Below are 13,415 nucleotides of genomic sequence, written 5' to 3'. Positions count from 1 at the left end.
TTTTGTATCTGCAAATAAATTAAACTACCCTATTTTTACATATTGCTGTTTTCAGTATTCGAATGTGCCCGAATAATACTTCGCCTTTCCAACCCTCTATAGATTCTAGTACCGGGGAAACAAACAATATTCTAGATGTAGGGTAACTCGCATCAAACATAAAATGACCACTTTCGTATAAATCACAAAACCAAAATCACCGGATGGACTAACCAATCAGAGTGTACATTATGCGAGTGATTTTTTTTTTGATAGCATGAAATTCAAGATGTTTGTGGAATTCATAGGTCATAAAATATGAATACAGAACAAGAAACAATCAAAAGAATCCTCAATATCCTACCTGGGAGTCACTCACTTTCGAACAAATTTTTCGAGTCTGATGCAGAAATAATCAACTACAATGGAAGCAAACTACTGTTCAGCATCGATGAATTTTCTCAAGAAGATTTTTTTCGAGATGACCATCCCTACAAGCTCGGATGGAATGTCGCTGCATGTACAATCAGTGACATATTTGCTTCAGGCGGAAAACCTGTTTTTTATGGACACAGCATTTCTCTTCCCATTGAATGGGATAATGAATTTATTGATTCTTTCACAAAGGGGATATCAGATGTCCTGAACCAGTTATCGGTCGGATTTATCGGAGGCGATATTGGGAAATCAGCTAGCTGGCATTACACTGGAGTCGTTATTGGCGAAGCGTCCTCCCCTGTAACAAGAAAAGGCGCCAGCGAAGGTAACTTGATTTTTATGACTGGTCATGTAGGGGCCGGAAACCTGGAAGCAGCACTTAAATTAGTTGGTAAAAACAAGTTTATTGAAAAGGTCATTCGAAATTATCAACTTCAATTTCCAATCAGGTCACGTGAATCAGAATTGATCGGTCAATATGCCACAGCTTGCATCGATTCAAGTGATGGGCTTTTAAATGCGCTAAACACGATTGCTGAAATTAATCATGTCGGATATAAAATCACTAACATCCCGTACCTGAGTGCAGGCACTCTCGCCTGTAAATTACTTGGCAAGCCCAGAACTGCCTTGTTTTTGGGTGAGTGCGGTGAATATGAACTTGTTTTCACCATCAGAAAGAGTGACGAAAAGGCATTTTACGACCGGGTAAGAGAGAACCATTTCGACATAACAAAAATCGGAGAAATAATCGATGAAGCTAAAAAGGTTTTAGTTCTTAATGGAGCTGAAAAAGAACTTAATGACTTTAATTTAAAAGCCAGAAATTACGAACACATACGCGATTATGTGAATGATTTGACCAATTACGCAAAAACATTAGATAAAGTATCATGAGAGTGAATGGCTCACATATTGAACGTTATCGCTATCATCCTCTCCACTCTAATGCAGGTAAGCTTATCGAAGCTATAACCTATTTTATTGCCAAATCAGTTGGCAAAGTACTAAAGTTCTACACTGCCGATAGTGTCTACTGTCGAAAAATGGGAAAGCTATTTGCAGAAAAAATTCAGAATGGGGAAACACTCTATTTATTGGGAATAATACCAAGTGGTCATAACGCTGCTGCTGCGTTGATTGAAGTTTCATCAGCTAAAGGCATAAATGTTCTGTGCAATAATGAAGAAGAAAGATACAGCGGGATTAAAAATGACGGTCATTTCCCGGAGCATTCGTTGAATGATATCCTCAAAAAAATGGCAACGATGGGATTATCTCCCAAAGATATTTTTTTAGTTGTTGCTTCCTGGGACTACATAAAAGGCATCGCGACGGTTGTTCGACATGCCGTAGAGGAAGCTCCTCAAAGTTTTAACCTTGTTAACGAGAAGGCCTCGCCACACATGAATTTTTGGCATTTTATCAGAGCACTAAAGGCTCCGAATAGGCTGAAAAACTATCTCCAGTCCAAGGAACGTATTCCAGTAATCGGCATGAAACATCATAACAATCACGCTTATTATGCCTACGCGATGTCTCCTTTTTATAACAGCGAAGATCCCGTTATTTTGGTGGTAATGGATGGCTTTGGCGACGACGGTTCCATTTCTCACTATGTTGCCCAGGGAAATAAGATTGAACGAATTCGAAATTATTCCGGCATAATGGATTCACAGGGCTTGTTGTATGCCGTAATTAGTTCAACGCAGGGAGGTTGGGAACCGTTGAGCAGTGAAGGCCGATACATGGGAGCAAGCGCATGGGGCGACATGAACCGGTTATCCAATCCATATTATAAACGGTTAAGGCAGATCGTACAGTTTCAGGGTGAAGGATGGGTATATGTAAATCGGTCGTTAATCAACTACCACAAATACGGGCAGGTTAAGCCTTATGCAAAAAGCCTGATAGATATTCTTGGCGAGCCTATTCCCCAAGATAAAATATGGAATCCGGATATTGTTTTAAATGTTGATGATATACAACACGCTCCCATCACCCGCCAACGGGTTGACAAGGCTGCAGCTTTGCAGCTGGTTTATGAAGATGCGTTGTTTCATATGGTTGATTACCTGATAAAAAAAACAGGCAGCAATAAGCTTATCCTTAGTGGTGGAACCGCATTGAATTGCATTGCCAATATGAAATTGCTGAACCAATTTAACGCTTCCTATTACAGGAAAAACTTACAAAAAAAGGATACGAGACTTCATTTATGGGTCCCTCCCAACCCCAGTGATACGGGGACAGCAATGGGAGCCGCCTATCATTTTGCGCTGCTAAATAAGGTGAACAAATGCACGCCTCTAAAACATGCCTTCCTATGCGGAAATCCGCCGGATAATGGTGAAGTCGTTAAAAGCATTCAGGCACATGAAGATTTGGGATCAATCAAACTTGGTAACCTGGAAGACAAAAATGAGTTAAACAAAGTTGCTGATTTCATGGCCTTTGTAATTTCGAAAAATGGAATTATCGGACTGTATCAAGGTGCTGGGGAAACAGGGCCTCGTGCATTAGGACACCGATCAATTTTAGCAAACCCGTGTAATCCGGACACCCTTAATTTATTAAATAGCCAGGTGAAATTCAGGGAGCGTATTCGCCCTTTGGCCCCTGTTCTCACACTGACGGAAGCAAAGCGCTTTTTTCACCTGTCAAAAGGAGCTGCAATGGCTAATTACAATGCTTACAACTACATGGTCCTCACTGTTGAAGCTAAAAAGAAGAGTTATGCTATAATTCCATCTGTGATTCATGTTGATGGAACAAGTCGAATTCAGATTTGCAGGAAGGAAACCGATCCTCTCACCTATGCCATCCTGAAAAGCTTAAAGCAATATATCGGAGTGGAGGTTGCCGTCAACACGTCATTAAATGTTGGCACCCCTATCGTTCATTCGCCGGAACAGGCCATTCAAACGTTGTATCGGTCGAAAGGGCTCAGTGCATTAGTTTTGGTTGAGAACAATGGAGATGCACACCTGATTTGGCATGCCGTTGACAAACCACCTAAAGACGCCGGCAAACAACTTGGGAGTTGGTATGAGGAATGGAAATCGCTTGCTCAGAAACAAGCAATAATTCATTCGTAGTCAATTGTCATTAAGATGTCTGAAATGCAAAAAATATTAATCACCGGAGGTGCAGGTTTTATTGGCAGTCATGTAGCCGAATATTTCTGCAACAGAAAGCTTAATGTTTTTTGCCTGGTCAAAAAAACAACTGACCTGACATACATCGAACATCTTCCTGTTCATATTGTGTACGGAGACATACGAAGCCTTTCATCCTTTGTCGGGTTATTAAAAGATATGGACAGTATCATTCATATTGCAGGACTCGTTAAAGATTGGGGGAAATACAAAGATTTTTATGATACCAATGTCACGGGTACGCTAAATGTATTGAAAGCATGTGAGGCAAATGGCATTACGAACATTATCATAACCGGATCAATTTCAAGTTATGGCGAAGAGGATTCAAAAGAAGTTAAAACAGAGAACTCCCCATTCAACTCGCACTACAAGTACTTCTTCGATTCTATTTTTCCCTGTAAAATGAACTATTACAGGGATACCAAAGCAATGTGCACAAAGGAAGCACTGAGATATGCACAGGAAAATAATCTCAACTTGACGATCATTGAGCCAACCTGGGTTTATGGAGAAAGGGAGTTCAACACTGGATTCTTCACTTACCTGAAAACTGTAAAAAGCAAGATCCTGTTCTTCCCGGGAAGCAAAAGAAACAAGTTCAATGTGATTTATGCAAAAGATCTGGCCCGGGCATACTTTCTTGCTTTTGAAAAAGCGTTGAAAGGTATAAACCGAATTATTGTCGGAAATCGGGAGAATGAGCAAATGGACTATATATTTTCCATTTTTTGCAATGAACTCGGGGTGACGAAACCCGTAAACATATCATGGGCACTAATTTACCCTCTTGGTTTTATACTGGAACTAATCTATACACTCTTTCAATTGAAATCCCCACCGCTGTTATCGCGAGGGAGAGTAAATATGTTTTACGATAATATTGAGTTCTCAACAGAAAAAGCAAAGTCACTGCTCTCCTATTCAAACGAGTACAGCTTGCAGGAAGGGATTAAGAGAACGGTGAATTGGTATAAAAAGCAACACCTAATCTAAACCAATATGGAAACGCTTGAGATAAAAAACTACATAGGTATTCGGAAAGAACTGGTTGGGCTAAAAATAAAAATCTTCACTTTCATTCATTTCACGAAGGAACTTTTAGGTGGACGCCTACCCGCAAAACATTACATACGGGTTCTTAAGCGGTTGTTGTATTTTCTAAAAAAAATGAAGCACAACAAGTATGTCAAAATTGGCAAATACACAAAAATCAACCTCTATGTGCCGGGCTTCCCGTCAAAAGCTTTTTACCGGGCATGTCGTAAAGTTCTTGAGTTTAACGGTAAAATGCCATGTATCACATGCCTGATTTCGGTAACATCTGCCTGCCGCTATAATTGTCCTCACTGTTATCAAAAATTTGATCAGGGAAAAGATGTTGACATAAACATACTTGTTCAAACAGTTAAAAAGCTACAGGATAAGGGGATTGCTTTCTTCAACATTGAAGGTGGTGAGCCTTTCCTGGTGTTTGACAGGCTCTTAAAAGTTTGTAATGCAATTGATGACAGATCTGAAATACTTATTAACTCCACAGGCGATGGAATGACCTTGGAAAACCTAACAGCGCTGAACGATCGCAAAAACCTGTTAGGAATAATGTTCTCTCTCCATTCAGATTCATCTGATAAGCTGAATCATTTTATGGGGACTGACAAGGCATGGGAAAACCTGGAAAATGGTATTCAGTTATGTCACCAAGTTGGAATTCCGGTAACCTTTAATACCTGTCTTTTAAAGGAAGCCTTTTGCGATGGTACTTTTGAAAAGATCTTAGAGGTGTCCAGAAATTTCAATGGTGCAATATTGCAGCTTATTAAACCAAAGCCTGCTGGAGGATGGCTTGATAAATCACTGGATAAATTTACGCCGGAAGATACTGAACAGTTATTAGCAAAAGTCGATGATTATAATCTAAAATCGAAACACAAAAGAGATACGGCTATTTATGCCATGATTCGGGAAGAATCCAAAGATTTCTTTGGATGCACGGCCGGTGCAACTGATCGATTCTATATCAATGCCAAAGGCGATTTACAGCCCTGTGAGTTTCTGAATATCTCATTCGGAAATATTCAGAATGACGATTTTGAAGTGATCTATAATAAAATGAGAACAGTATTCGAGAAACCTTCTTCTTGTTTGCTGTGCGAGAAATATGCCAATTCTGTTTTCGAATTAAAACGCAGCAACAAGCTTAAATCCTTACCACTGCCTCCTGATATTTCAGAGGAGTTATACGCCGGTTGGGAAAGAGAAGGCGTTGTTGAATTTTACGACAAAATAAACAACTTGTAAAAACGAAAATATGGAAGTAGCTCCTGCAATCGGATTCTTAAAAGCTTATGTCAAATCAATGCGTTTGTATTATGCTTTTGTCACTGGAATCGTTGGATGGCTTGGGATATCTTACTATCAATTTATTGCGAGTGAAGATTATTATAACCCGATGTCTCATTTTGTACACACCATACAGCAGCCTACTCCTCTTGTAAAGAAAATTGTAATCATTATTATCCTCTTCCTGGCATGGGGAACAAATCAAATTTTCAATGATTATTTGGGTTTGGATGAAGACAGGGTCAATGCACCTGAGAGACCAATGGTAACAGGAGAATTAAATGCGAAAAGCGCGCTTCTGATGTCCGTATCTCTTTTATTTATTACGTTTCTTGTTACCTGGTTCTATCTTGAACCGGTTGCTATAATCCCTTTGCTTATCGGTATTGGGTTGAACGTTGTCTATGAGTACGCTAAAGGACATGGGATCTGGGGGAATCTGGTTTTCGGGATCATGATTTCCATGTGTGGCTTATATGGCTATTGGGCAGCCGGCCCCACCGATACCTATTTTACCAAAAGTACAATTAGCGCGCTTATCCTCATCGTTGTCACGAATGGCTTAATGACTTATTATACTTATTTTAAAGATGTTGACGGAGATAAACTGGCCGGCAAAAATACCATTGTTGTCAAATATGGCCTTGAAAAGAACCGGTATATTGCAATCATTGTATCGTTTCTCCCATCGGTTATTTTTCTGATCGGCTATTTTATTTTACATGCGATCGAAATTGAGCTTAACCATATTTTTGTGATTCTGGGGTTATTAACTGTTTTCCTGCAAGTCTGGACCGGATATCTGTATTACCGAAATCCGAAAGGTGAATTAACCTATTATTCTCTTGTGACTAATATCAGGGCATGTACGTGTGCACAAACTGCTATTGTTGCTTTGTTTAATCCCGAACTGGGGATGATTCTATTTATTCTGACTTATGTTTTTGTTGGTTTTCTTTTTAACATGAATACAAACGTTAAAGCGTAAACACAATCATAATGGAATTATTTGAAAGGGCATATATTGGAAAATGCGAATTAAGCAATCGGATAATTCGTTCTGCAACATTTGAAGGAATGTGTGATGAGAAAGGTTTTCCTACTGAAACGTATAGGTCTTTTTATGAACAGTTATCGAAAAACAAGATCGGTGGCATAATTACCGGATTTTCATATATTTCAGACGAGGGCAAAGCAATGCAACCCGGACAAGCCGGAATCTACAGCCCTGAATTCATTCCATATTATAAAAGAGTAACAACAGGAGTTCATGCCAATGGCGGAAAAATATTCATGCAACTTGCTCATACCGGACGGCAAACTCGGGAGCAAGAGACAGGGAAAGAAGTTGTTGGTGTTTCCACTAAACGATCTCCCTATTTTAAAAGTAAGCCCAGAACCCTGAAGCCGAAAGAGATCAATGAGATCATCGAAAAATTTGGGGATAGTGCCCTTTACGCGCAAATGTCGGGATTTGATGGGATTCAATTGCACGCTGCTCATGGCTACCTAATCCATCAATTTATCTTTCCAAAAATTAACAACCGGACTGATCAGTTCGGCATTGATAAGAAAAAAGGAATTGGAACAAAATTTCTTGATTTGATTATCGCGAATATTCGCGAAAAATGTGGAGAGGACTATCCGATTCTGATCAAAATAAGTGGTGGAGATGATCACTATCCCACATTCGGTATAAAGCAATTGATCAACCTGATTCGATTCCTGGACGAGAAGGCTATCGATGCTATAGAGATCAGCTATGGAACCATGGATTATGCCCTGAATATATTCAGAGGAGATATGCCGATTGATTTAATTTTAGCCAAAAACAAAGTTTTCAGATCGGAAAACAGACTTGAAAAGCATTTTATCAAACTGATCTATTTCCCTCTTTTTAAACGAAGACTCAAACCGTTTTCATCAATGTACAATCTTGCATATGCGAGCCTTGCAACGAAATATACAACTAAACCAATTATCTCAGTTGGTGGGTTTCGGACTGGAAAAGAAATGGAACATGCTGTTAAAATTGATGGGATCAATTTTATTGGTTTATGCAGACCATTTATATGTGAACCTGATTTTGTAGTGAAAATAGAAACGGATTCAAACTACAAATCAAAATGCCTAAACTGCAATTATTGTGCAATTATGTGTGACACCCAAAGTGTAACCCAATGTTATAAAACGAAAAGCAATGGAAACACTACTGAAAGTAATAGCAATAATTCAGGCAAATAAGGAGAATTGCCTGGATGTTTTACCGGATACCGATCTGGCTGAAGGTTTGGGAATAGATTCTTTTGACACACTGATGATTATCAATGCAATTGAAGATGAATTCTCGATCGAGTTTGACGGAAAAGATCTTGAACAGATCAAGACCGTGAATGATATCGCGGAGATATTGGAGACGAAATACCTCAAACTAAAAAAAACGACATGAGCTGTGAAGCATTCTATGGAAAGTTTCATTTGGATGATCAGTTGATCAGAAAGGCTGCTTTTAATCCTTATTATTTGACGGTTCAATCGGGCCTCAATGATATGATTATTATTGAAGATGAAGAGGTTGTCGATCTGGCATCCAATAACTACCTGGGCATTGCCAACGATCAACGGGTAAAAAGAGCAGTTGTAGAAGCCGTCAATAAATATGGCGCATCAATGTGCGCGACGCCCATTTCCGTTGGTTTTTCCGATTTGTATAAGGAAACCTGCCAGAAGTTGTCGTCATTCATTGGGCTTGAAGACTCGCTTATATATCCTTCATGCTACCAGGCAAATAATGGTGTATTTTCTGCAATTGCCAAACAAGATGATGTTATTGTAATCGATCAGTTTGCACATTCATCATTAATTGAAGGAGCCAGAGCAACCGGGTGCAAAATACGCCCGTTCTTACACAACAACCTCGACAGCCTTCAAAACAACCTCAAAAACTGTGAAAAGTATAGCCAAATATTTGTCGTAACTGAATCCGTTTTTTCAACGGAAGGGAGCATCGCTCCATTTAATTCAATTGTCGATATCTGCCGGCAATACAGTGCCTTACCAGTCATCGACGATTCCCATGGGATTGGTGTTTTGGGGGCAACTGGCAAAGGAATTCTGGAACACCTGGGCATAACAGACTATGACGGAATTTATTTGGCGTCACTTGGCAAAGCACTGGCCAATCTGGGAGGAGTAGTCAGTGGAAAGAAAAGTCTGATCGATTACCTAAAATATTTCTCATCTCATTTGGTTTACTCCACAGCACTTCCACCACATGTTTTAGCTGGGATATTGGAGGTCCTGAATATTATTGAAGATGAGTTTGATAACTTAAGTCAAAAAATGTGGTTTGCTCGAAACACGCTTAGGGATGCTCTGAGTGAAAGTGGCTACCAACTGTCGCCTGCTGAGGCTCCGATTATTTCAATTAGAACCGGAGATTCCGTTGATACGATTTTGTTTGCCAAACAACTATTCATTAACAAAATTATCTCTACCCCTTTTATTTATCCCTCAGTTCCAAAAAATAAAGGTGTCATCCGGATGATCGCCGGAGCTAACTTATCGACAAAAAATCTTGATCGGGTAATTTCATGTTTCAAGGAAATTAAAAGAGACTTAGCATGACTTATTTTCTGATCATAAATCCAAAAGCCAAGGGAGGCAGAAGTCGTAAGTTGACTGATTCCATTTTTTCCCGGCTTGATGCATCGCGCATTGCTTATGAATTTAAAATAATTGATGACATCAGTGAGGCAGTTGAATATTCGTCATTAGCGAACAAAAAAGGATATGATGTCATTGTCGCTGTTGGAGGAGATGGCACGATAAGAGCAGTGATGAATGGTTTTTATGATGATGAAGGCCGGCGAATTTCGACATCGGCTATGGGCATCATATACACCGGTACTAGCCCCGATTTTTGCAAAAGTTATCAAATCCCGTTAAATATTGATGACGCCATTCATACCTTATTGAATAATCACCGGCAACAAATTGCTGTTGGGAAAATCGTATTCTCTGAGCAAAACAATAATAGCTTAACTGATTTAGCAATAACTAATTGCAAAATCACAAAGACCGAATATTTTGGGTGCTGTGCCAACATTGGTATCGGATCCAGGGTTGCAAGAATAGCAAATAGCGGGATCCGGAAATATCTGGGTGATTTCTTAGGCACTTTCATTTCATTGATCTCATCCATTCTTAAATTTCACCCATCTGATCAGTCTGTCGTATTAAACGGTGTGCCCTGTTCAATATCGAAACTTTACAATTTGTCAATTGGAAAAACCCGGTACATTGCCTCTGGTATCAAAGTATTTAATCAGCTGAATCCAGACTCAAAACAATTGTACTGCATTGTTGCGAGGGATTTTACACTACTAAGGTTGCCCGGAATATTGAAAAATGCCTACAGCGGAAAGAGATTCAAAAATTCGGAAAGGTTCTATTTAGAATATATTGAACAAATTGAGATCCAGGGGAACTGTGAAAATCCTGAAATAGAACTGGATGGAGACCCTTCCGGATACTTACCCTGTAAGATTGAAATCGCAAAGGACTACTTGACATTGGTCACAAATGAAAGGGAAATGGCGTGACATTACCCCCTGTTTTATCAGACAAACATCGATATTTGGTGTAGCGCTCTACCCTATTCGTATTTGAATCAACAACACTTTGCCTATCGAGGGTATTGGGAAGTTAGCCCGTCTTTTACGAACAATTCGAACTACTGCAGTCAAAAAAAGCAATAGCTTTCTTAATGTTGCTTAACACATCTTTAATGTTGACTTAATACCTAATTGTATTTCGGACGCTATCTTTGTGATAGATTTTATTTCATAAGTTTAGGTTTGATTAGTTTTATTGGTTTAGTTAGGTTTGAAAAGGGTAGATAGAGATCTACTCTTTTTTTTGCTCTAAACCGAACGAGTCCTAAAATCATTTTAGAAATATTCTTTCGATCTTTTTTCCCACGTCATTGTCTCCGTTTAAGCGGCTTCCCTAAAATCTTCAGCTCTGTTTTCTTTTGTGATAAGCTTTTATCTCGCTAAATGATACCGTTTTGTCTTTTTTGGCTGCCTATTATTTTGTAACTTGATAAGCCTGAACATATGGGATGTGGCTATAAGTTAATCTTATGGTATCATAAGTTCAATAAATAGGCATTATCGTAATTTTATCCATAGAAACAAAATAGTTAATCTAAAAACTGCTAGAAAATGGAGAATACAAATCAATCGAGTTCTTCAGCTCACAATGCTAATAATGAAAGTAAGTGCCCGTTTACGGGAGGAACTTCAAAACACAGTGCCGGTGGCGGAACTTCGAACCGCGACTGGTGGCCAAAGCTATTGAACTTAAATATTTTACGTCAACATTCCTCTCTGTCCAATCCGATGGGTGGAGAATTCAACTACACTGAGGAATTTAATAGCCTCGATTTAAAAGCCGTAAAAAAAGATCTGACAGACTTAATGACCAACTCTCAGGACTGGTGGCCTGCCGACTTTGGTCACTACGGACCACTCTTTATCCGGATGGCCTGGCATAGTGCCGGTACCTACCGCACCGGTGATGGCCGTGGTGGCGGTGGTAGAGGACAGCAGCGTTTTGCTCCGCTAAACAGCTGGCCGGACAATGTTAGTCTCGACAAAGCAAGGCGCCTGCTATGGCCTATCAAGCAAAAATATGGTAAGAAAATTTCCTGGGCCGACCTGATTATTTTAACAGGTAACGTGGCACTCGAAACGATGGGATTCAAGACCTTCGGTTTTGCCGGTGGTCGTGAAGACGTTTGGGAACCCGACCAAGATGTATATTGGGGTTCTGAAAAAGAATGGCTCGACGATAAACGCTATACCGGCGATCGCGACCTGGAAAACCCACTGGCAGCCGTTCAGATGGGATTGATTTATGTGAATCCGGAAGGACCGAACGGAAATCCGGATCCTCTAAAAGCGGCCATTGATATCCGCGAAACCTTTGCCCGCATGGCGATGAACGACGAAGAAACTGTTGCACTGATTGCCGGAGGACATACCTTTGGTAAAACACACGGTGCTGGTCCTGCAGATCATGTTGGTGCCGATCCCGAGTCAGCTGGTTTGGAAGAGCAAGGTCTGGGTTGGAAAAGTAGTTTCGGAACCGGTAAAGGTGGTGATACGATTACCAGCGGACTGGAAGTAACCTGGACGAAAACGCCAACTAAATGGAGCAATAACTTTTTTGAGAACTTGTTCGATTATGAATGGGAACTTACCAAAAGCCCGGCTGGCGCTCACCAGTGGAAGCCCCGAGGACAAGCCGGTTCCGGTAGTGTCCCTCATGCTCATGATCCAGAAAAACGCATTGCACCCAATATGCTGACAACTGACCTGTCATTAAGGTTCGATCCGATTTACGGACCGATTTCAAAACACTTCTACGAAAACCCGGATGAATTTGCCGATGCCTTTGCCCGTGCCTGGTTTAAACTAACCCACCGCGACATGGGGCCGCGTGCCCGCTATCTTGGACCGGAAGTACCGGCTGAAGAATTGATCTGGCAAGATCCCATTCCTGCTGTCGATCATGAATTGGTTGATGAAAAAGATGTGGCGGACTTGAAAGCTAAAGTATTGGAATCAAGCCTTTCTGTTTCAGAGCTGGTATCAACAGCTTGGGCTTCGGCTTCAACCTACCGTGGTTCCGATAAACGAGGTGGTGCCAATGGTGCCCGCATTCGCCTGGCGCCACAAAAAGATTGGGAAGTGAACCAACCGGCCCAGTTGGCTAAGGTGTTGAATACCCTCGAAGGCATTCAGGATACATTCAACAAAGCACAATCAACTGGCAAGAAAGTTTCGCTGGCCGATCTGATCGTTATTGCCGGGTGTGCCGGGGTTGAAAAAGCAGCAGCGGATGCCGGTGTGGCTGTAACTGTTCCGTTTGCTCCGGGCCGTGCTGATGCGTCGCTCGAACAAACCGATGTTGAAGCGTTTGCCGTGCTCGAACCGAAAGCGGATGGGTTCCGCAATTACATGAAAATGAAGTACTCGGTTTCGGCTGAAGAAATGCTGATTGATAAAGCCCAGCTGCTTACGCTGACTCCCCCCGAAATGACCGTATTAATCGGCGGTATGCGCGTACTGGGTGCGAACTACAACCAGTTGAAAAATGGCGTGTTTACCGACAAACCCGGAGTGCTGACCAACGACTTTTTCCTGAACCTGCTCGACATGGATACCCAATGGAAAGCAACTTCGGAAGAACAAGATCTGTATGAAGGCAGCTGTCGTAAAACCGGCGCTTCGAAGTGGACGGCCACCCGTGTTGACCTGCTCTTCGGCTCAAACTCCGAACTTCGTGCCCTTGCCGAAGTATACGGATGTGCAGACTCAAAAGAAAAATTCGTTCAGGATTTTGCAGCAGCCTGGGCCAAAGTAATGAATTTGGATCGGTTCGATTTGGCTTGATCCATCTAATCAAATAAAAGACCGATGTTATATA

General features: G+C 40.9%; 10 protein-coding genes. All 10 read left to right on the top strand.

The annotated features are described in order from the left end of the window. The first annotated feature begins 297 nt into the window (after positions 1–297). The 10 genes from GJV22_RS08770 (at position 298) to katG (ending at position 13,381) form a co-directional block, all read left to right on the top strand. Complete coding sequence (locus GJV22_RS08770) at positions 298–1,314, top strand: thiamine-phosphate kinase (RefSeq protein WP_163711798.1); 1,017 nt, start codon at positions 298–300, stop codon at positions 1,312–1,314. Further along, on the top strand, positions 1,311–3,515 hold the full coding sequence (locus GJV22_RS08765; protein ID WP_163711795.1) for a carbamoyltransferase C-terminal domain-containing protein: 2,205 nt from the start codon (positions 1,311–1,313) through the stop codon (positions 3,513–3,515). The genes GJV22_RS08770 and GJV22_RS08765 overlap by 4 nt, the downstream gene beginning before the upstream one ends. Before the next feature lie 24 nt (positions 3,516–3,539). Beyond that, positions 3,540–4,571: an NAD-dependent epimerase/dehydratase family protein gene (locus GJV22_RS08760; protein ID WP_163711792.1), complete on the top strand. Its 1,032-nt coding sequence runs from the start codon at positions 3,540–3,542 to the stop codon at positions 4,569–4,571. Positions 4,572–4,745: 174 nt separating this feature from the next. Next, a complete protein-coding gene (locus GJV22_RS08755; RefSeq protein WP_205461800.1) occupies positions 4,746–5,876 on the top strand; it encodes a radical SAM/SPASM domain-containing protein in 1,131 nt (376 codons plus the stop codon). Positions 5,877–5,886: 10 nt separating this feature from the next. After that, positions 5,887–6,906: a UbiA family prenyltransferase gene (locus GJV22_RS08750; RefSeq protein WP_163711787.1), complete on the top strand. Its 1,020-nt coding sequence runs from the start codon at positions 5,887–5,889 to the stop codon at positions 6,904–6,906. 11 nt (positions 6,907–6,917) lie between these two features. Continuing rightward, positions 6,918–8,162: an NADH:flavin oxidoreductase gene (locus tag GJV22_RS08745; protein ID WP_163711784.1), complete on the top strand. Its 1,245-nt coding sequence runs from the start codon at positions 6,918–6,920 to the stop codon at positions 8,160–8,162. Beyond that, positions 8,119–8,367: an acyl carrier protein gene (locus GJV22_RS08740; protein WP_163711781.1), complete on the top strand. Its 249-nt coding sequence runs from the start codon at positions 8,119–8,121 to the stop codon at positions 8,365–8,367. The genes GJV22_RS08745 and GJV22_RS08740 overlap by 44 nt, the downstream gene beginning before the upstream one ends. Then, on the top strand, positions 8,364–9,545 hold the full coding sequence (locus GJV22_RS08735; protein WP_163711777.1) for an aminotransferase class I/II-fold pyridoxal phosphate-dependent enzyme: 1,182 nt from the start codon (positions 8,364–8,366) through the stop codon (positions 9,543–9,545). Before GJV22_RS08740 ends, GJV22_RS08735 begins: the two co-directional genes overlap by 4 nt. Continuing rightward, positions 9,542–10,522 carry a diacylglycerol/lipid kinase family protein gene (locus GJV22_RS08730; RefSeq protein ID WP_163711775.1) on the top strand — a complete coding sequence of 327 codons (981 nt, stop codon included), beginning with the start codon at positions 9,542–9,544 and terminating at the stop codon, positions 10,520–10,522. Before GJV22_RS08735 ends, GJV22_RS08730 begins: the two co-directional genes overlap by 4 nt. A 624-nt stretch (positions 10,523–11,146) precedes the next feature. Then, positions 11,147–13,381, top strand: a complete 2,235-nt coding sequence (gene katG / locus GJV22_RS08725) for a catalase/peroxidase HPI (RefSeq protein WP_163711772.1) — start codon at positions 11,147–11,149, stop codon at positions 13,379–13,381. Positions 13,382–13,415: the final 34 nt, after the last annotated feature.

Source organism: Mangrovibacterium lignilyticum (genome assembly GCF_010882175.1).
In the GTDB taxonomy this organism is placed as follows: Bacteria; Bacteroidota; Bacteroidia; order Bacteroidales; family Prolixibacteraceae; genus Mangrovibacterium; species Mangrovibacterium lignilyticum.
This window is presented reverse-complemented; position numbering and strand designations above follow the sequence as displayed.